Origin of the sequence: Geoalkalibacter subterraneus, assembly GCF_000827125.1 — a bacterium.
Lineage (GTDB): Bacteria > Desulfobacterota > Desulfuromonadia > Desulfuromonadales > Geoalkalibacteraceae > Geoalkalibacter_A > Geoalkalibacter_A subterraneus.
The window spans coordinates 895,159-914,436 of record NZ_CP010311.1; the positions used below are offsets into that span (position 1 = coordinate 895,159).

A 19,278-nucleotide genomic window follows, 5' to 3' on the forward strand; every position below is an offset into this window, starting at 1 on the left:
ACAACTTCGGGGGAGAGAGGTTTACAGCCGTATTTCTTTAACCTTCAGGCCACGGCCCGAGGCGGTCTCATAAATAAAGAGGATAATGCGGCGCTCGTCAAGCTCTTCAAGGTGATGAAACGCAGCTGCAAAAAATTGAATCTTGACGCCCTGTCCCTTGACGCGTGCGGTTTCTTCCTGAACAAGGCGATGAACGTGCTGTTGCTCCTGCGGGTGGAGGCGCGAATCAAAAAAATCCGGCGCGTTGCCGGGCACGACTCTCTCGCAATGGGCGAAGTCCCGGGCGAGCTGCTCGCGAAGAATATTCTGCCGGGGCGCAGAGAAGCCCTGGGAGACGAATCGGGCAAGATGTTCAAAGACTGCTTTCTGCGACAGGGGAAAGCGCAAAAGCCCCTCCCGGCGCCAGTAGTTTTCAAGCTGCTCCAGCGCCGCGCTGAACGAGCCCGCTGACTTCTGCAGTGCACCCAGAAAACGGTCCAGCCGTCCGGCGTTGTAGGTCAGATCCAGCAGGCGGCTGATGCCGCGAAGACGCTCGAGGTCGGTGTGGTCCAGATCTGCGGTGCGCAAGACCGTATAAGGAGGGTTGGGGTCGAACTTCAATTGCAGATTTGGAGCCTGTTCGCGCAGGGGGGCACCCGGAAGCAGTTTGACCGGCTCGATCTGCAGGTGATGGGGGCGAAGGGCGGCAACCCGGTCGAGGGATTTCAGAAAGTCGATGTAGCCTTCCTCCGGCAGCCCGGCGATCAGGTCCAGGTGCAGCGCAACATTGCTTTTTTCACGCAGGCGGCGCACATTGGTTTCCAGGAGTTCAAGGGACGCCTCGCGGTTGATGACGTTCAGCGTGCCGGGGAGGGTGGATTGCACCCCGATCTCAAACTGGAACATCCCCGGCGGGACCTCCTCAAGCAGACTCAGGGTTGCTTCGTCGAGCAGATGGGCGCCGATCTCGAAATGAAAATGACTGCCGCGATTGTGGGTGAGGATTTCGCGGAAGATTTCCCGTGCGCGTTTTGCGTCGTAATTGAAGGTGCGATCCACCAGCTTGATTTTGGGAACCTCATGGTCCATCAGCAGGCGCAGGTCTGATCGGATCCTCTCCATGCTGAAGGCGCGCACCCGCTCATCGCGCGCGCTCAGGCAGAAAGCGCAGCGATAGGGGCAACCGCGGCTGGTCTCGTAATAGACGAATCCACGGTTGAGATCGATCAGGCCAAGGGCAAACGGCGAGGGGATCGCATCCAGATCTTCTATCGGCGGGGTATCGGGCCCCTGGCCCCCCTGGTTTCCCTCTCGCCACATCAGGCGTGGCACCTGCGACGGCTTTTCCCCTTTTGCCCAGGCCTGAAGCAGGCCGCGAAAGGGAAGCTCCCCCTCTCCACGGATGAGGGCGGTCAGACCGGGGTGTCGGTCGAAAAGGGACGGGGCTTCGAACGAGACTTCCGGGCCGCCCACGACGATGCGCAGATCCGGACACACCACGCCGAGGGCGTCGATGAGATCGAAGGTCTCCCGCCGGTTCCAGAGGTAGACCGAAAATGCCACCACGTCGGGATCTTCGGCCAGAATCATGGCCAGGATATTTTCCCGGGGTTCGTGAATGGTGAATTCGCGGATCACGAACTGCCCCAGGTCGCTGCAGTAGGCGGCCAGATAGGGCAGGGCGAGGCTGGCATGGATAAATTTGCTGTGAAGTGTCGCCAAAAGAATACGCATGAGCGCCAGAATAACCAACAGTCGCTTCGGCGTGAAGAGAAATTTTGTGTAAACCGCAGGAGAACTCCATAGATGTCAGAACAGAAAACATTTCTTACCGTAGTTGCCGATGATGGCGGTGAAATGTTCGAACATCCCGACCTGATGATGGCCGGTATGAACGGCATGACCCCTTGTCTCCCCGTTGCTGCAGAGATGATTCCCCTTCCTGAAGGCAGTCGTCTCTTCACCCTGCCCGAGATGCCCCCGGTGGGGTATGATCCTCAGCGCAGGGAGTTCATTACCGTTGAGCATCTGCCCCGCGAATGGGGAGGCGGTCGTGCCCAGGCCGTATGCGCTTTTATGGCGCCGGGGTACACCCGGACCCTGTTGCCCGCCGCCGATTATCAGCGTAAAAAGCAGACGCTTCCCCTGTGGGCCTATACCGCTGTAGCCTGGTGCGTGGAAGAGGAACGTTTTTATGTGGCGGCCTCCCGGGTTGACAGCAACCGGCAATGGGAGCCCGATCACTTCGATGACCGCGAGCTTGATCCGCTGGTTCGGCGCCGTCTACGCCAACAGAGCGGCAACCGCCTGCTGGAGCAGTTGGCGCGCTGCGCCCTTGATTACCACTGTTTTGCCGCCAAAAACCTGTTCTTTGAACGCTGGGAGGCGCCGCTGCCGACATCGCCCGCCTGCAATTCGGCTTGTCTCGGTTGCCTGTCCCTCCAGCCTGAAGCCAATGAATGCTGCCCTTCCAGCCAGGAACGCATTCAGTTTGTCCCGACCGTCGAGGAGTTGTGCGAGGTGGCGGTCCCCCACCTGGAAAAGGCCAAAAACGCGATCGTTTCCTTTGGCCAGGGCTGCGAGGGAGACCCGATTCTGCAGGCCGAAACCATCATTCCCGCGGTCAGGGAAATGCGTCGTCGCACCGGCAGGGGCACCATCAATTTCAACTCCAACGCATCGATTCCCGATGTGATCCCCCGTCTTGCCGAAGTGGGCCTCGATTCGATCCGCGTATCGCTCAATTCAGTGCGGGAAAAGCGCTATACGGCTTATCATCGCCCGCGTGGGTACTGTTTTGCTGACGTGGTTGAATCTCTGCGACGCGCCAAAAGCTCCGGGCTGTTTACCATGATCAATTACCTGGTGTTCCCCGGTGTGACCGATCAGCGGGAGGAGATCGAGGCTTTTGTTGAGCTGGTGGAAGAGACCGGAGTCGACCTGGTGCAGCTGCGCAACCTGAGCATCGACCCGGCCTGGTACTGGAGTGCGATGGATGAAGAATCCAACGGCAATGGTATGCTGGCGATGATGCAGGAGATCAAAAAGCGGGTGCCGCGGCTTCAGTACGGTTATTTCAATCGAACCCGGGAACAGTTCTTCCCGCCCGGATTTGAGCGCGCCTGGCCGATTGATGAGATTTAATTGCCCCGCATTGAACGTTGAAAAGATGACGTTCTCTGAAAAGATGTCGATATGAGCTTGTTTCGGCCCAAATCCTTTCTCGTTCTCGTTCTGATTGGCTTCAGCGTGGTTCTGATGCCGCTGTTGATTGCCCTGATTTCCGCCCAGGTTTCAGTGCGGGGGATGGTGGATCAGGGGACCGAAACGGTGTACCGCTCTGTTTCCGCGACCGAAGGGGGGCGGGTGCTGGTAGAGCGCCTGGTGGATCTGGAGCGAAGTGCCCGCCAGTACCAGGTACTCAAGGAGCCCGCCCTGCTTGAGGATGTTGCGCACAAGCGCGATGATGTCCTCACTCGGATCGAGAATCTTGCGGTTCTGGCCGATCCGTCCCAGCATGGCGTTCTGGAGAGCCTGCGGGAAGGAGTCGATGCGTTGACCGCTGAGCTGCTCTTTGCTGCTGGCAATGGAGAGAGTTCTGTCTCCGATCTCGATCTTGATGAATTCGTGCGTCTCAACGCTATGGCTAAGACGGTTTATTTCAACAGCTATGACCTCATTGTACGGGAGGTGGACAGTCTGCATGCCAGAGCCTCCAAGGTGCAGAATCTTCTGATCTGGACGTCCCTGGGTCTGCTGCCCCTGACCCTGTTGCTGGTCGCGTTCTTCGTCAGGCGGCTTTCGCGCCCGGTGCAGCAGATCAATAAAAAGATCATGCGCCTGGGCGAGGGGGACTTTTCCACCGAGATCAGTGTCGGCGGTCCTCAAGACCTTCGTGATCTGGGGCAGCGCCTGGATTGGCTTCGCCAGCGCCTCGGCGAAGTTGAGAGAGAAAAACATCGCTTCCTTGCCCATGTTTCCCATGAGCTGAAAACCCCGCTGGCCTCAATCCGCGAAGGTTCGGAACTTCTCATCGAACAGGTGGGCGGCCCCCTGACCAAACAGCAGCGCGAGATTGCCAGAATACTTGGAAAAAACAGCGTACAGTTGCAGAAGATGATTGAAAACCTGCTTGGATTCAGCCGTAATCCGACCCGCAGCATCCGAAGTGAAACAAAGGTCGATCTGCAGGAGATGATCGAAGCGCTGCTGCAGGATCATCGGGCCGTGGTCCTGAAAAAAAACCTGCAGATCAAAACCCATCTTCGTCCTGGAGAGCTGACCGTCGACCGGGACCGTCTGCGCACTGTTTTGGACAATTTACTGTCCAATGCGGTAAAAAACACTCCCTCCGGGGGACGGGTGGAAGTCTCAGTAAGGTCTGCGGACGATGAAACCCTGATAGATGTGTCCGATTCAGGTCCCGGGGTGGATGAAACAGAGGAAAAAAAGATTTTTGAACCATTCTTTCAGGGCAGCGCCCCCTGTCTCGGTCCCGTCCAGGGGACAGGGCTCGGCTTGTCAATTGTCAAGGAATATGTCGATGGGTTCAATGGGCGGATCGAACTTCAAAAAAGTACCTATGGTGGAGCGCTGTTTCGCCTCCATTTGCCGATGAAGATGGAGACCCCTCATGAGTAGGACTTTTCAGTTTTTACTGCCGGCGCTGTTTGCCGTACTGTTGCTCGGCGGGTGTGCTTTCCTGCGCGAACTCCATCTCCCTGCTCAGCTTCCTGCCGCGCCCGAGATCGCTGATGAGGCCGTGAACGCAGAGGGAAATCTGATCGACGCAGAGTTTGAACACAGTGTCGATACAAGCGAGGCTGAATCCCTTTTAACGTTTTTAGCTTACCTTGAGACGCTGTCTCCTGATGAGCAGGATCAGGTCTATCAAGAAGTAAAGAACCAGTTCGATGACAGTCCTGATCAGCAGGTGCGCTTGCGCCTGGCCCTGCTTCAAATTCAACCGGGAAGGTCTTTTACCGACTTTTCCGAGGGCCGGAAACTTTTACAGGACTACGGACGGGACTCTCAGGAACAGGGGGATGCAGGTCTTGGCGCCCTGGCCAATCTGCTTGAAGCGCTTGCCCGCGAGCATAATCTTCTCACCGCGCAATTAGTCGATGAAAAGCGTGCCAATGAACATTTGGCACGCCAGTTGAATGAACTTAAAAATATTGAAAATATCTTGAAATCCCGTGAAGTCGAAAGCCTTCCCGGCATGTGAGCGGTCTATAAAGATTTCCCCCTATGAGCCAAAACGAAAAGAAAATTCTTCTGGTTGATGACGATCAGGATCTGCTGCAATTGCTTTCAATGCGGCTTGAGCGGCATGGTTACCAGGTGAGCCTGGCACAGAGTGCGGAAGAAGCTCTGGCCCGTATCCCTGTGATCCGTCCGCACCTGGTCATAACCGATTTACGCATGGAAGGGATGGACGGCCTGGCCCTTTTCGATGCGGTGCGCCGGAGCCACGGTTCCCTGCCGGTGATTATCCTGACCGCACATGGCTCCATCCCTGACGCGGTGGATGCGACGAGACGCGGAGTTTTTACCTTTCTGACCAAGCCCTTTGACAGTCGCGACCTGCTGCGGGAAATCGAAAGAGCCCTTACCCTCTCGGCTGACACTGCCGGGCAGGCGGATTCCGATGGCGACCAGGACTGGCGCAGGGAGCTGCTGACGCGCAGTCCGCTGATGGAAGATCTGCTGGCCAAGGCCCACCTCGCTGCAGCCAGCGGCGCAAGTGTGCTGCTTCGTGGCGAAAGCGGTACCGGCAAAGAGTTGCTGGCCCGCGCCATTCATCGTGCCAGCAACCGTCGCGACAAACCTTTTGTCGCCATTAACTGCGGCGCCATTCCCGATTCCCTGCTCGAGTCAGAACTTTTCGGGCATGCCAAGGGCGCATTTACCGGTGCAGATCGCAACCACCCCGGTCTTTTCAAGTCTGCCGACGGGGGAACGCTTTTCCTGGATGAAATCGGAGACATGCCTTCCGCGCTACAGGTCAAGTTGCTGCGCGTCGTCCAGGAGCGGCAGGTGCGCGCGGTTGGAGCTTCACAAACGATTCCTGTTGACGTACGCATTATTTCTGCGACTCATCGGAATCTTGAGGAGGAAATTGAAGCCGGAAATTTCCGCGAAGACCTCTACTATCGCCTCAACGTGGTTTCGCTCGATTTGCCGACGCTTGCGCAGAGGCGCGAGGATATCCCTCTGCTGGCCGACCATTTTCTGCGTCAGTTCAGTGAGCAGATTGGCAAGAAGGTCAGTGGTTTTTCCCCGGAAGCGATGGAAACCCTGGTTGGCGCTTCATGGCCCGGCAATATCCGGCAGCTGTGCAATGTTGTGGAGCAGGCCGTCGCATTATCGACGACGTCGGTCATCGCCGCCGATCTTGTCAATCATGCCTTGCGTGAAACGCCCGAGGAAATTCCTCCCTTTGCCGAGGCCCGGCGCCGCTTTGAGCAGGACTACCTGGTCCGTTTGCTCAAAATAACCAATGGTAATGTTGCGCAGGCCGCACGCCTGGCCAAGCGCAACCGGACGGAATTTTACAAATTGCTCAATCGCCACCATATTGCTCCGGCATTATTTAAGTAGATAACCATTTCAAGCTCATTCAGGGTTCGCGCAAGGCTCTCTAGGAGAGCATGTCTCCAGAAGGCGACAATTGCCTATTACGTTGTTTTTCCCGGCAGTTTGAAAAAAATTGTCAGTTTGATGACTCAACCTGGGGTGCTTTGTCTCCAGAAGGCGACAGGTTCGGGCGTAGTTCTTCTACCAACCTGGCCATATTGTGTGCTCGCCGCGCGGCTGCAGACTTGGTACTTTGTTTGCTTCTAATTCATGCATAGATTTTGGTAGGATGTAAATCCCTGGAATTTTCTCGTCAAGCCTGATCTTTTATGAGCCATTAGCGTAATGGTAAGGAGTTTTTCTTGAAAAATTCCATTTGGCGTTCATTGGCCGTGCTGGGCGTCGCCATGGTCATGGGGCTTGCCGCATACGCCGGCCAGACCGGATATCCCGATGATATGGAGGTGCGCCGCATTACGGCACTTCCCGAAGTCCGGTCTCTGGAGTATGATGGAGTTCGCTTGAGCTATCGCCTTGGTGAAGTGCGGACTCAGGATCGTCCTTATCTGGCAGGGAGTCAGGACTTTCCCGCCCAAAGCGAACTGAAGATTTTTGCATCACTGACCGATGTGGAAAGCGGCCATGCACTCGATGGCGCACAGGTTTATTTCAATGCAGAAACACCGATTGGAGTTGAAGTCACTGCCATTGGCAAAAAGGCTGCCTGGGGGTACTATACAGTGCTCACGGAGCCACGCAGTGGTCGATATGAATTTACTTTCACCGCCCAGTTCGGAGGCACCTTTGTGGAAGATCGGTTTTGCTACGATTTCAACTGATAAAACGTTTGACTTTCGACAACTCGGTTTGACCTGTTTTTATTCCCGTCCGGCGGCTCCTGCCCTTCCGTTGGACGGGTTTTTTTCGCGATGGAGACCTCATTATGATTCGTAAAGTCGTGATTGGATCCGTGTCTGTCCTTCTGTTGCTGCCGTCCGGCGGTCTGGCTGAAACCCGATATGTCAGTGATCAGTTGGTGATCACATTGCGGGAAGCTGCACGGGATTCTGCGCCGATGATCAAGACTCTGCGTACCGATACCGCCGTAGAGATTCTTGGAGAGCAGGGGGCGTTTTTTCGTGTCCGTGAGCCGGGAGGCAAGGAAGGCTACGTGCTTAAGCAGTATATCAGCCCTCAACTGCCGAAGCCCCGCCAGATCGATCATCTGAAGAAAGAAAACGCGTCCCTGGATGGCATGCTGAAAAAATGCCGGGAAGAGCTTTCAGGCCTTCACGACACATCAAAAGATGTACGTGCCCAGGACAGGGAGCGGATTGCCGAGTTGGAGGCCCTGATTGCTGATCTGGAACAGGAAAAACAGACCCGCATGGAGAACTACGATGTCATCCGTGAAAAATATGAAAAGCTCAAAGCCCAATCGGAAAACGTCGTTCAGTTGGCTGAGGAGAATAAGCAGCTGCATACCGACCAATCCCGTTTGAGTGAGGAGAATGTCCGTTTGGCCGAGCAGAATCAGAAGCTGATGATGAAAGGAATCATTCAATGGTTTCTTGCCGGGGGCGGGGTCTTTTTTATCGGCTGGCTCAGCGGGAAGTTTTCCCGGCGGAAAAAGTCCTCATTCATGGGTTGAACCACTGAAAGTATGAAAAACTGGTAAATATTTTTTCAGCTTTTCAGCATGGGGACCTAACCTCGATATTTCAACCAGATGAAAATATAAAAAAATGGGCGGCCATAAAAGGCCGCCCTCATTGAAGTGGAATTTATAGTGATTTGAGTGACGCTTATCAGGCTTCTTTGGGCAGCGCCTTGAGCAGTTCGCGGTTCATGCGGGCGATGAAGGAGACGCTGATCCCCTTCGGGCATGCCGCTTCGCACTCGTAGTGGTTGGTGCAGTTGCCAAAGCCTTCGCCATCCATCGCTTCGACCATGGCCCGGACACGGCGTGCCGCCTCCACCCGGCCCTGGGGCAGCAGCGCGAGCTGCGAAACCTTGGCCGAGGTGAACAGCATGGCAGACGCATTGGGGCAGGCTGCCACACAGGCACCGCAACCGATGCAGGCTGCTGCATCCATGGCTGCGTCGGCATCAGGCTTGGGAATGACCGTTGCGTTTGAATCGGGCACCCCGCCATTGTGGGTGGAACCGCCCGAGGGGCAGCCGCCGGTGTGGCAGCTCACATAGCCATAGGCCTGCATGATGCGGTCAAGGGCGTTGCGGTCGACCACCAGGTCCTTGACAATGGGGAACGCCTTGGAACGCCAGGGCTCAACGAAGACAGAATCGCCATCCTTGAAGCGCCGCATGTGCAACTGACATACGGTAATTTCGTCGTCAGGCCCATGTGCGATGCCGTTGATCACCTGCGAGCACATGCCGCAGATTCCCTCGCGACAATCGTGATCAAAGGCGATGGGGTCTATCCCCTTTTTGATCAGATCCTCGTTGACTTCGTCGAGCATTTCGAGGAAAGACGAATCGGGGCTGACATCCTTGGCTTCGTACTTTTCCAGTTTGCCTTTGTCGTTGGGCCCCTTCTGCCGCCAAACGTACAGTGTGAGATTCATTATTTGTAACTCCTTACGGCAAGTTGGACATTTTCAAATTTCAGGGGCTCCTTGTGCAGTTCGGGCTCTTTGCCCACGCCCTTGAATTCCCAGGCAGCTGCATACGCGAAGTTCTCGTCGTCACGCATGGCTTCGCCGTCTTCGGTCTGATGTTCGACACGGAAGTGTCCGCCGCAGGATTCTTCACGGTGCAGCGCATCTTTGGTCAGGATCTCGGCGAATTCCAGGAAGTCGGCGAGACGACCGGCATTTTCGAGCTGCTGGTTGAAGTCCCCGTTTTCCCCGGTAACCTTGACGTTGTTCCAGAACTCATCACGGATCTTGGGGATTTCCTGGAGGGCCTTATTGAGGCTCTCCTTGCTGCGGGCCATGCCGACATTTTCCCACATGACGCGGCCGAGTTGGCGGTGAAGTTCCGCCGGGGTCTTCTTGCCGTTGATTGACAGAAGCTTGTTGCTTTGTGCTTCGACATCTTGTGCCGACTTCTTGAATTCGGGATGGTCGGTGGTGATTTTTCCGGGGGTGATGCGCGCCAGGTAATCGGAGATGGTGTAGGGGATGACGAAATATCCGTCAGCCAGGCCTTGCATCAGGGCTGAAGCCCCGAGGCGGTTCGCGCCATGCACCGAGAAGTTGGCTTCACCCAGAACAAAAAGACCCGGAACGTTGCTCATGCAGTTGTAGTCAACCCACAGGCCGCCCATGGAATAGTGAGGCGCAGGGTAGATGCGCATCGGTCGCTTATAGGCATCCTCGTCGGTGATCTTCTCATACATCTGGAACAGGTTGCCGTAGCGGGCGCGGATGGTGTCTTCACCGACGCGCTCGATGGAGTCGGCGAAATCGAGGTAGACGCCGCGCCCGCCGGGGCCGACGCCGCGCCCGTCATCGCACTGTTCTTTGGCAGCGCGCGATGCGATGTCGCGGGGAGCAAGGTTGCCGAATGAGGGGTATTTGCGCTCCAGGTAGTAGTCACGGTCTTCTTCGGGGATATCTCCAGGAGCCTTGCCGGTATCCTCTTTCTTCTTGGGGACCCAGCAGCGACCGTCGTTACGCAGCGATTCAGACATCAGGGTCAGTTTGGACTGATGCTCGCCGTGCTGCGGGATGCAGGTCGGGTGGATCTGGGTGAAGCAGGGATTGGCGAAGAAAGCGCCTTTTTTGGCTGCTTTCCAGGCGGCCGTGACGCTGCAGCCCATGGCGTTGGTGGAAAGATAAAAGACGTTGACGTAGCCGCCGGTGGCCAGGATGACCGCGTCGCCCCAGTAGGATTCGATTTCGCCGGTCACAAGATTGCGGCAGGTGATGCCTTTGGCTTCGCCGTCAACAACAACCAGGTCCAGCATTTCACGGCGGGCGAACATTTTGACCGAGCCAGCGCGGATTTGGCGGCATAGTGCGGAGTAGGCGCCGAGCAGGAGCTGCTGGCCGGTCTGGCCGCGAGCGTAGAATGTACGTGAAACCTGCGCGCCACCAAAGGAGCGGTTGTCCAGGTAGCCGGCGTAGTCGCGGGCAAAGGGAACGCCCTGTGCGACGCACTGGTCGATGATGTTGTTGCTCACTTGAGCCAGGCGGTAGACGTCGGCCTCACGAGCACGGAAGTCGCCGCCCTTGACGGTGTCATAGAACAGCCGCCAGACGCTGTCGCCGTCGTTGGGGTAGTTTTTAGCGGCATTGATGCCGCCCTGCGCTGCAATGGAGTGGGCGCGGCGCGGGCTGTCCTGGTAGCAGAAGGCCTCGACATTGTAGCCGAGTTCGCCCAGGGAGGCTGCCGCAGCGCCGCCGGCGAGGCCGGTGCCGACCACGAGCACTTTGAATTTACGCTTGTTGGCGGGATTGACCAGCTTCATGTCGAAGCGGTGCTTGTCCCAGGATTTCTCAATCGGTCCGGTAGGACATTTGCCGTCGAGTATCACGATAGTTCCCCCTAAAGTTTAACGATGCCTACGAGAATGGAGATCGGAATGGAGACATAACCGACCATCAGCACGATTGCAATCCACTTGCCGACAGTTTCGATCGTCGGCAGCGTACGGGCGTTGTTGAGGCCCGAGGATTGGAACATGCTGCCGATGCCGTGGCTGAGATGCAGCAGCAGAAAAACCATGGCAATGACATAGGTCAGTGCGATGAAGAATTTCTGGAAGCTCAGCACCACCATGGAGTAGACGTCCATGCGTCCGGCGGCGTCGACAAGATTGGAAATGTCGGGATTCGTGACACGCACCGTGAAGTGGAACAGGTGGTAGATAACGAAGATCAACAGCACGATACCGGTGTAGATCATGATCTGTGCCGCATAGCTGGTGCGCAGGTTTTTCTTCTGGGCATATTCAACCGGGCGGGCCATCTTGTTCTCAAGCGTCAGCTTGATGCCCAGCCAGATATGAACCAGAAAAACACCCAGCATCACCAGGCGGAACAGCCAGACCACCGGCCCTAAGGAGTGGAGCTTTGCCGCATAGGCGTTGATGCCGTCGGGACCAACAAAGACCGAGCTGTTCCCGATGAGGTGGACGATGACGAACATAACCAGGATCAAACCTGTTGTCGCCATGAGGACTTTCTTACCCACCGAGGATCCAAATAACATTTGCATACCCATCATCCCCTGGAAAAGATTGTTTGACTCACCTGCCCGACCTCATGCCGGGAGGCACTCTCTCCGATATTTATCTATTGAAGCAAAACCGGATTGCTCCGGTGGCGAAAAACCGACTCAGATCGGCGGAGCGCGTCCGCAGACCATGCATCTGTTCATGCCGACATTCATGGAACGAAGTCTTCCATTGACAATGTGTTGGGAAAAAGGGACAAAGAAGTCGCGACCCAGCAGGATGCAAGCTCTTTCATCTCCTTAATATAACATAATAAAAATGCTTCTATTGCAGATGGAATTTGTAGATTGTATACACAATCCATACTCTTCTAGCAGTCCATGACAAAAATGTCAATTTTTACTTTCATGACAATGGCAAAGAAATCGTCTGGTTTGGAACGGCGTTTGAATCTTGACCCTGTGGGTCGGAATAGTTTTTGAGATCAAGGATGACGCACTGGCAAAAATTGAGAGGATGGTTAAGCAAAAATTTTGTCCTGCAAGGCCTGGTGGTTTTTCAGGGGCGAAGGCATACATCAGGTATGTCGAGATTCTGAAAAAACGCCGTAACGCCGTAGGGCGGGATTTTTGCGACGCCATCAAGGATAACTTTTATCTGAAAAGGGGACATTATGGATTGGCGCAGACTTGTTGCCGGTTTGAGCTTGTGCCTGCTCGTTGTCGGGTGCGGTGCGGGGCTCGGCGCCCGGACGAACGAGCTGATTGAGCGCGACTACCTGACGATGACGGATACAGAACTGTTAGGGTATTATCAGCGGCTCAGCGATCAGTTGGCGCGAGAATCCCGCGCCAGCCGGACCAAGGGGTCCACCCCTTTTGGCGGCCCTTCTCTTGAGGCCGGTCCCCGGGAGAGTGATGGGCGCATTGAGCTTCTGCGCAGCCGGTGGAATGAAGTTCGCTCGCTGCTTTACGAGCGCGAACTGCTGCCCTGATGTTTCCGACGCTCCATAGTGCCAGTCTGAAGGCATGAGGGGGCAGGGTCAGATACCCAGTTCAACCCGCGGTTGTGCCTGTTGCTGTGACTGATAGTCGGGACTGCAGGTCAGGATTCTGTCTTCAGCGATCCCTGCTTCAATGAGGCTGGTTTGTACAGTGCCGGCTCGCTGCCGGGCCAGTTCATACATCGCCTGCTTTTCCTCCTCGCTGGCAGGTGGCGAAGGTTCAGGCTTTGATTCTCCGGTGGACGCAGCGCCCTCGTCCTTTTTGTTGTCCTGTGATTCGGCGCGCTCGGCACGCAGTACTTCGAGGTCGGGTGGCGCCGCAATGCCGCATACCACCAATCTGGCATCCGGACGGTCCTGAAGCAGCTGGGCCATCTCCTTCAACTTCTGCTGTTGCTGCTCCGTCGGGTTGTATTCCCCCGGGCCAAACAGCATGGGATCAAAACGCAGGGTCGTTGCCATATCATAGAGTTTCCCCACTGCCCAGATTGCGCCGGCAGGCAACGCGGCGCCGGTCAGCAGCGATGCGCCCAGCGGGGCATAGTAGCTGACCATCCCCTTTTTCAACGTCTGAAAGACTGCCGTGCGCACCACCTTGCCGATCCGAAAGGCCGGGTCGTTGAAATCCCCCTGAATCGGGATGTCGAGGTGGATGGTGCCGTCACTGTCGCGCACCAGGTTGAGGGCCGTCCCGAGGGGCACGCCAAGCTCGCCGCTGGCTTCGGTCTGGTCTTCTTCGCGCACTGCCTCAACTTCCAGTTGGGCGAAAACCAGATCAAGATTTGAATCGAGCAGGTCGTTCTCGACCTGGCCGTTGATTTCGCCGTCAAGCCGACCGCTTTTAAAGCGATAGCCGATGGCCTTGCGCAGGTAGCCGTCCACGGCGGAGAGATTGATGTTCCTGAGCTTTAGAAGCAGATCGCTTGAGAACTGGTCGCCAAAGGGGTTCAGGCTCCCGTCGAGATTCAGAATGCCATGCTCACCGACATGACTCTTAGCCGTGATGCGGGTGTCTTGCCCAGGCTTGCTGTTGTCGATGCCGGTCGCTTCCAGCGAGAGGTCGGAGAGGGTCTGATGCACCTCGGGCGTGACGCTGCGGTCGATGAAATCGATGCGATTGTCTCCGGCCAGCAGGAAGCGCTGCAGCGAAAATTCAAAATGGGATTCTGAATCCGTTTCGGCATCGGCGGACGGCTTTTCCTGTACGCCGGTATCCGGGCCATCCTCCCGGGCTGAAGGGGCAAGCGCCTGCACGGCTTCAATCCGGCCATCCTTGTCGCGCAACACCCAGGCATTGAGATCCTCGATCTGCAATTCCTTTGTGCGCAACGCCTTCAGCTCTTTGAGGGACGCCTGGGTCAGCTCAATTCGCCCCGAGCTTAAAACAGCATCAGGGGCGTGGGTGGAGAGAGTCTCCCTGTTTTTACGCTCGACAGCCCGCAGGTTGTCAAGTCGAATTGATGCCGCGCCGATTGAGTTCATGCCGGCCATATCCAGATCCGTCACGGTGAAACGTTCCAGCTGCAGCAGCTTGCTCTCCTGGCGCAGATTTGAGATGTCAAGCCCTTCCAGGGACAAGGTCGCGGCGAGGCCAAGCTGTTCGGCAGGGGCCCCTTCTGCGGGGACTTCCACTTTGATGTCGGCGGTGAATTTTTGTTGCGCGATCCCATATCCGGCTTCAATCAGGTCAAGAGCAAGATCCGGAACCGCCAGTGTCCCTTGCGCCTCAATGGCTGGTTGCGGTTTCCGGGTGCTGTGCTCCAGGGCGACATTGCCTTCCCAGGTCAGGCTGCCGCGTTTCAGGGAAACCTGCAAATCGCGGTAATTCAGGCCGGCGAGGTGAAGGCTGCCGTCAAGAGATGCTTCAAGGGCTTCCTGATTTTTTTGCTGTGCGCAGATGCGCTGGGTCAGCTCCATATCCCCGCCTGCACTGCGTTCCGTCACATCGTCGGTCCACTGCAGGGATTCGGACAGTAGATGCAGGTCGCCATCGACGCTCCACTCCGGCGGAGCTTCCTCCGGCAGAAGCCGCACCTTTGTCTTCCCGTCCCAGGTCAATTCGAGGTGGCCTATTCCTGCTTGTGAATGGTCCAGGGATGCCGAATCCAGACCGATTGATCCCTCCACCGAGAAACCTGGCAAGGAGGTTTCCTGGTCCGTCTTCATTGCGATCTGCAGGTCCGTATCGAAATTGCCGCTCAGCTGCGAGACTGAATGTTCTTCCAGCAGCGGCTGCAGCCAGCCGATGGGCAGCTGGTCGATGCGCAGACGGGCGGAAGCTTCCGGGTGAGAGGACAGCGGACGTGTCTCGCCTTCCAATCGTATGCGTCCCTGGTTGACGGTCAGATCCAGATCGAACGGGGTCGCCTGTTCAGGGCTCCAGGTTTCAAATGAGCCGAGCCGGGCGTTGGCAACCCGGGCGTTGACAACGATCTTTGGATCGCGATAGTGGATGCGGACATTCTCAAGGGCCACCTGCCCGATTCCAAACCCCCAGGGTTCTTTCCCGTCGGCCTTGTCCTCGTCTTCTTCGGGCTTTTTTCCGGACTCTGATTCTGAAGGGAGATTCAACTCTCCAATGGTCCAGCTACCGTTATCGTCTCGTTGAAGGTGCAGATCCACATCACGCAGGGCGATCTCGGGAATATAGATGTTTTTCTGCCACAGGGGGAACCAGTCGATTTGAGCCTGGATCTGGACCGCCGCCAGCCTCTGTTGCTCCGACTGAACATTGCCGCGGAATGCTTTGATCACCAGAACCCCGGTAAATGGATTGAAATCCACATCCTTGACCTGGGCATTGGGCGCGCCCTGATCGGACAGGGCCTTTTCAATCCCCCAGCGGATCGCAAATGGCGTAGCCGCCAGCAGAATGATCGTTGCGATCACAAGTCCTGCAAGGATCCACCAGAGACGGCGGCGGCGTTTTAAAGGCGGGGAAGATTCTTCCTGTGGCTTGGGTTCAGTCATGGGTCTCTTATTCTGTGCCTGTTGCAGGAAATTTTACTGCGTGGCGGGTCAAACACGTCGTTTGCGGCCTCTCAGGCTGCGAAACGGCAGGCGCAATGAATTTACTATAACCAAAATCACCTGCCGTGCAACCACAAAGGAAGGCGGGGTGTGGGCGACCGACGAATATCTCCTGACACAGGTTTCCGACCCGGATCTCCCCGTCGGTGCTGAGGCCCTGATCTTGTTCCGGCCGTCGAAAAAAAAAGAGAACCTGCCCTCATTGACGGTTGTCGTAATGCAGGTGCCTTTTCCGGTATCCCAGCACTGGTGAATCGTTTTTTCTTCGTTGCCGATTTTTTCTCGAATCTCAACGCGTGCCCCGGCGATGGGGCCGTCGACAACAATTCCCGATATGTTCAAGGTGTCGGCGGGTGTCGGTTGACGTACTTCGCTGCTGCTCCCGCCACCGCAGGCAGCAAGGCTGAGCGCTGCGATAAAAAGAAGGATCCGTGCGATGTGAAGCGGCATGGATTTTGGTTCTCCGGAAAGGGTTTCAGTCAGAGGATTTTTCAAGACGGCGGTCATGCTTGGCCACCTTGCGCCCCAGAAGCGAAATCACTTCGGTTGCAGCCTTGATAATGGCCTCGTCGCTGAATCCCGCCTGGCTCATCTCCCGGTAGAAGGATTTGCCTACCATGCGCGCCAGTTTCCCGGGGTTTTGCGCTGTCTGGGCAAGAGATTCGCTCACATTGGCGCGGGTCTGCTGCATCAGGGCGTGCTGGGCGAAGCGTGACTTGAGGATGCTCTGCAGCTGGACGACCTGGATGGATTTCCCGACGACCAGCGCGATGCAGGTCAGAAGATAGAGGTCGCGTTCGGTGTAGCGCCTTTCATCGAGGGGGGAGTTGACATTGATCACGCCGAGTACTTTGCCTCCGATAAAAATCGGCGCCGACAGGAACCCCTTGCTGCTGCGATCGGGCCAGCGCGCCTTGGAGGCATAGGGGGATTTTTCGATGTCGGCCACCAGCAGCGCTTCGCCGGTGGCGGCCACATGCCCGGCGATGCCTTCCCTGTGGCGGGCATTTTCGCTGTAGGCGGCAGGCGGCAGGTAGCCGTGGCTGGCAAAAATCTTCATACGGGGATCGCGCGGGCTGTCCTCCCGGAGCAGCATGATGGAGCAGTTCTGCGAGGTCAGAAGGTCTGCTGCCATGGCCGCCGATTCATTGAGACTGTCTTCGAGGTTGTCCTGTTGTTCAAGAAAGGTGGAAAGCCCCACCAGGTGGACGAACGAGATATCCGTTTTTGTCATAAGCCCTCGTCGCTGATGTCCCTGAACTCAATAGCCTCTCAGGTATGGTCTTTTTCGGTGAGCCCCAGTTCCGGATAGTGCTTTGCAACGCATTCCGGGCAGAAGCTGTGAGAAAATTCCGATTCGGAGTGGGAGCTGATATATTCCTCGAGCATTTCCCAGTTTCCGTTCTCATCGCGGATCTTCTTGCAGAACGAGCAGATCGGCAGCAACCCGCTGAGCACCTTGATCTGTTCTGTCTTGGAGTGAATGATGCCGGTGGCTTTGCGCAGCTGGGCGTAAATGATCAGGAAAATAAAGGCCAGAACCGCTGTGATGATGGCCAGGGAAAAGATGACGAAATGAATGACGTCATGCTGGTAGCGTGATACGTCGAGATAAATTTCGTAGGCGCCGATCACTCTGCCGTTTTCATCGCTGATGGGAATATAGGTCTCTACAATATCCACATCAAAGCGCTGTTCGTCTTCGAGATCCCAGAACTCCCCCTCGGTTTCAAGCTGCGAATAAATTTCCCCTCCCAGCGCCTGTTCAAGCTTCTTGTTCTCAGAATCCAGTCGGCCGATGATGGCCCTCTCAGTGCTGTAGAGAATGGTTTTTCCCGCAGTGAATATTTTGATCTTGGGAACATCCAGTGCACGCAGGGTCTCCCGCAATCGACGGTCAAATTCCTGGAAATTTTCCGGATCCAGGCCCAGCCGTGCATTTCCTTGCGCATCTCGGTGAATCAGGTCCGATCTGCCCTGTTCGAGCAGGGCCTCGCTGATGCGCACCGCGCTCGACTCCGCTTCGTTGTGAATGTAGTTTTTAAAAGCAAGAAAAATGCCGGTGCCGGAGAGGGTCAGGATCACGATGAAGGAAATCGAAGAGGAGAGCAGGAAAAACCTGCGAAGCCGACGATTGGGATCGTCTTCATGGGTATGCATGTGCGCGTGCTGAGGTTTTTGCATGAATAACTCGCCTGTCTATGGTCGATAACAAAGAGAAGATCAAAGACCATAAGTGTAATTCACGTCAGGCGGGATGAAAAGTAAAAAACGGGTCTTTCAGGGGGGGGGGCTGTCGATGCGGTCAGCTGAAATGACAGACTAGAGGCCGCCGCGTTTGGAAAAAACGCGGCGGCCTCTGGCTCTTAGAAGGAATACTGCAGGCTCAAGCTGGTCTTGAAGTCGTCTTTTTTGATATCCTCAGCCGGGTCGCTGTCACGCTCCCAGACATTGGACAGACGCAAGGACCAGGACCCGCCGAGGGAGGTCAGCAGGGCACCTTCGTTGCGCAGGGTGTAGTCTCCGAAGCTTTCGAGTTGCGGATAAAGCAGCAGCCGATCCGTAAATTTGAGCCAGGGGGTGATCTGCCAACGTGCGTTGGCGCCCAGGCGCGCGGTAATCCACTGGTCATCCTCCCCGTCGACGCGGTCTTCGGAAAAGTAGGCAATACCGGCCTCAAGCGCGAGAGCCTTGATGTCGTCTTCCCACAACTGGTAGCCGACGCCGGGGCCGACGATGGTTCGCAGGTTAAGATCCTTGAATTTGTCTTTCAGCATTTCAAGGCTGAGCAAGCCATAGAACTTCTGTGTGAAGAAGTAGTCGTATTTCAAAGATCCATAGGTGTCGCGGGTTGTCAGCTCGCCGTCTTCTTCAGCGTAGTTATAGAGGAAGGAAAGGCTGAAGCGATCCCTGAGGCTGCGGCGCATTGCCTCCGCACCGAACGATACGCTGGTGCGTTCCGTATTGCCGGCTTGGTGGGTGCCGCCCAGAAAGACGCTGCCATCCCAGTAGGTATCGGGAACATTGATGGAGCGCACCTGCGTCCAGTCGATCGGGGTGGCTCCCCGTACTTCGCTGGCCTGTAGGGTGATCTGGTCATCGTCGGTGGCAAGTTTGCCGCTCAGCACCTCCTTGCCGTTGAAGCGCAATGTGACATCTGTGTCGCTGTTGATGGAAGCGATCGCATCCATGGCAATGGCGACGTCCCCGGCGTAGGGGGTGTTGAAGGTCAGTTTGCCCTCTTTGGCGGAGACGACGCTGCCGGTAAGGCGATCGCCGTTTTTAAGGATGAGCTCGTCGGCTTCAACTGTTGGAACGATGGACAGGGACAAAAGAAGTATGAAAGTCCATGGTATGAAAGCCCGCAGCAGGGAAAGGGGTGTCATGAAAGTCTCCTGTTGATGGAAAATATTCGTGTCACGACCGGAAAAATGATGCCCGGCAGAATATGGGCATTTAAAAGCGAGGGGGGGAGAATAGCGGACGGTGGTGAAAAGATCAATAGGTGGCTTGGGGATGGGAGAATCCGGTCGAATCATGA

Annotated in this window: 16 protein-coding genes; 7 read left to right on the forward strand and 9 right to left on the reverse strand. The window is 56.2% G+C overall.

Going from position 1 to position 19,278, the window contains the following annotated elements; all coding sequences use genetic code 11:
- Positions 1-21: 21 nt before the first annotated feature.
- A complete protein-coding gene (locus GSUB_RS04070; protein WP_040202063.1) occupies positions 22-1,713 on the reverse strand; it encodes a B12-binding domain-containing radical SAM protein in 1,692 nt (563 codons plus the stop codon).
- 72 nt (positions 1,714-1,785) lie between these two features.
- Between GSUB_RS04070 and GSUB_RS04075 the strand changes: the two genes are divergently transcribed.
- The 6 genes from GSUB_RS04075 (at position 1,786) to GSUB_RS04100 (ending at position 8,209) form a co-directional block, all read left to right on the forward strand.
- The gene (locus GSUB_RS04075; protein ID WP_040199311.1) at positions 1,786-3,123 is read left to right on the forward strand and encodes a radical SAM family protein; all 1,338 of its coding nucleotides are present in this window, start codon (positions 1,786-1,788) and stop codon (positions 3,121-3,123) included.
- A gap of 51 nt (positions 3,124-3,174) precedes the next feature.
- Positions 3,175-4,620, forward strand: a complete 1,446-nt coding sequence (locus GSUB_RS04080; protein WP_040199312.1) for a HAMP domain-containing sensor histidine kinase — start codon at positions 3,175-3,177, stop codon at positions 4,618-4,620.
- The gene (locus tag GSUB_RS04085; protein ID WP_040199313.1) at positions 4,613-5,206 is read left to right on the forward strand and encodes a hypothetical protein; all 594 of its coding nucleotides are present in this window, start codon (positions 4,613-4,615) and stop codon (positions 5,204-5,206) included. Before GSUB_RS04080 ends, GSUB_RS04085 begins: the two co-directional genes overlap by 8 nt.
- 23 nt (positions 5,207-5,229) lie before the next feature.
- The gene (locus GSUB_RS04090) at positions 5,230-6,582 is read left to right on the forward strand and encodes a sigma 54-interacting transcriptional regulator (RefSeq protein WP_040199314.1); all 1,353 of its coding nucleotides are present in this window, start codon (positions 5,230-5,232) and stop codon (positions 6,580-6,582) included.
- Positions 6,583-6,920: 338 nt separating this feature from the next.
- Positions 6,921-7,397: a hypothetical protein gene (locus GSUB_RS04095; protein ID WP_040199315.1), complete on the forward strand. Its 477-nt coding sequence runs from the start codon at positions 6,921-6,923 to the stop codon at positions 7,395-7,397.
- 104 nt (positions 7,398-7,501) lie between these two features.
- Entirely contained in the window at positions 7,502-8,209 is a 708-nt protein-coding gene (locus tag GSUB_RS04100) for an SH3 domain-containing protein (protein ID WP_040199316.1), read from the forward strand.
- Between the two features lie 157 nt (positions 8,210-8,366).
- Here GSUB_RS04100 and GSUB_RS04105 read toward each other — a convergent pair whose 3' ends face one another.
- The 3 genes from GSUB_RS04105 to GSUB_RS04115 are packed head-to-tail and all read right to left on the reverse strand — an operon-like array spanning position 8,367 to position 11,745.
- Positions 8,367-9,146, reverse strand: coding sequence for a succinate dehydrogenase/fumarate reductase iron-sulfur subunit (locus tag GSUB_RS04105; RefSeq protein ID WP_040199317.1), 780 nt, complete (start codon positions 9,144-9,146; stop codon positions 8,367-8,369).
- Complete coding sequence (locus GSUB_RS04110) at positions 9,146-11,062, reverse strand: fumarate reductase/succinate dehydrogenase flavoprotein subunit (protein ID WP_040199319.1); 1,917 nt, start codon at positions 11,060-11,062, stop codon at positions 9,146-9,148. The genes GSUB_RS04105 and GSUB_RS04110 overlap by 1 nt, the downstream gene beginning before the upstream one ends.
- 11 nt (positions 11,063-11,073) lie before the next feature.
- Positions 11,074-11,745, reverse strand: a complete 672-nt coding sequence (locus tag GSUB_RS04115) for a succinate dehydrogenase cytochrome b subunit (protein WP_084211741.1) — start codon at positions 11,743-11,745, stop codon at positions 11,074-11,076.
- A gap of 632 nt (positions 11,746-12,377) precedes the next feature.
- Between GSUB_RS04115 and GSUB_RS04120 the strand changes: the two genes are divergently transcribed.
- A complete protein-coding gene (locus tag GSUB_RS04120) occupies positions 12,378-12,698 on the forward strand; it encodes a hypothetical protein (RefSeq protein WP_040199321.1) in 321 nt (106 codons plus the stop codon).
- A 48-nt stretch (positions 12,699-12,746) separates the two neighbouring features.
- Here GSUB_RS04120 and GSUB_RS04125 read toward each other — a convergent pair whose 3' ends face one another.
- From GSUB_RS04125 to GSUB_RS04145, 5 genes are all read right to left on the reverse strand, one after another.
- Positions 12,747-15,677 carry a DUF748 domain-containing protein gene (locus GSUB_RS04125; protein ID WP_040199323.1) on the reverse strand — a complete coding sequence of 977 codons (2,931 nt, stop codon included), beginning with the start codon at positions 15,675-15,677 and terminating at the stop codon, positions 12,747-12,749.
- 48 nt (positions 15,678-15,725) lie between these two features.
- Positions 15,726-16,187 (reverse strand): hypothetical protein, encoded by a 462-nt coding sequence (locus GSUB_RS04130; protein ID WP_144401943.1) that lies wholly within the window; start codon positions 16,185-16,187, stop codon positions 15,726-15,728.
- A 25-nt stretch (positions 16,188-16,212) separates the two neighbouring features.
- Positions 16,213-16,971 (reverse strand): GAF domain-containing protein, encoded by a 759-nt coding sequence (locus tag GSUB_RS04135; protein WP_040199325.1) that lies wholly within the window; start codon positions 16,969-16,971, stop codon positions 16,213-16,215.
- 38 nt (positions 16,972-17,009) lie between these two features.
- Complete coding sequence (locus GSUB_RS04140) at positions 17,010-17,921, reverse strand: hypothetical protein (protein WP_040199326.1); 912 nt, start codon at positions 17,919-17,921, stop codon at positions 17,010-17,012.
- Positions 17,922-18,103: 182 nt separating this feature from the next.
- On the reverse strand, positions 18,104-19,123 hold the full coding sequence (locus tag GSUB_RS04145) for a DUF481 domain-containing protein (RefSeq protein ID WP_040199327.1): 1,020 nt from the start codon (positions 19,121-19,123) through the stop codon (positions 18,104-18,106).
- Positions 19,124-19,278: the final 155 nt, after the last annotated feature.

Bases quoted from the DNA above. Each gene is read 5' to 3' on its own strand.
- GSUB_RS04070 (WP_040202063.1), bottom strand. From the start codon at position 1,713: ATGCGTATTCTTTTGGCGACACTTCACAGCAAATTTATCCATGCCAGC.
- GSUB_RS04075 (WP_040199311.1), top strand. From the start codon at position 1,786: ATGTCAGAACAGAAAACATTTCTTACCGTAGTTGCCGATGATGGCGGT.
- GSUB_RS04080 (WP_040199312.1), top strand. From the start codon at position 3,175: ATGAGCTTGTTTCGGCCCAAATCCTTTCTCGTTCTCGTTCTGATTGGC.
- GSUB_RS04085 (WP_040199313.1), top strand. From the start codon at position 4,613: ATGAGTAGGACTTTTCAGTTTTTACTGCCGGCGCTGTTTGCCGTACTG.
- GSUB_RS04090 (WP_040199314.1), top strand. From the start codon at position 5,230: ATGAGCCAAAACGAAAAGAAAATTCTTCTGGTTGATGACGATCAGGAT.
- GSUB_RS04100 (WP_040199316.1), top strand. From the start codon at position 7,502: ATGATTCGTAAAGTCGTGATTGGATCCGTGTCTGTCCTTCTGTTGCTG.
- GSUB_RS04105 (WP_040199317.1), bottom strand. From the start codon at position 9,146: ATGAATCTCACACTGTACGTTTGGCGGCAGAAGGGGCCCAACGACAAA.
- GSUB_RS04115 (WP_084211741.1), bottom strand. From the start codon at position 11,745: ATGCAAATGTTATTTGGATCCTCGGTGGGTAAGAAAGTCCTCATGGCG.
- GSUB_RS04120 (WP_040199321.1), top strand. From the start codon at position 12,378: ATGGATTGGCGCAGACTTGTTGCCGGTTTGAGCTTGTGCCTGCTCGTT.
- GSUB_RS04125 (WP_040199323.1), bottom strand. From the start codon at position 15,677: ATGACTGAACCCAAGCCACAGGAAGAATCTTCCCCGCCTTTAAAACGC.
- GSUB_RS04130 (WP_144401943.1), bottom strand. From the start codon at position 16,187: ATGCCGCTTCACATCGCACGGATCCTTCTTTTTATCGCAGCGCTCAGC.
- GSUB_RS04135 (WP_040199325.1), bottom strand. From the start codon at position 16,971: ATGACAAAAACGGATATCTCGTTCGTCCACCTGGTGGGGCTTTCCACC.
- GSUB_RS04140 (WP_040199326.1), bottom strand. From the start codon at position 17,921: ATGCAAAAACCTCAGCACGCGCACATGCATACCCATGAAGACGATCCC.
- GSUB_RS04145 (WP_040199327.1), bottom strand. From the start codon at position 19,123: ATGACACCCCTTTCCCTGCTGCGGGCTTTCATACCATGGACTTTCATA.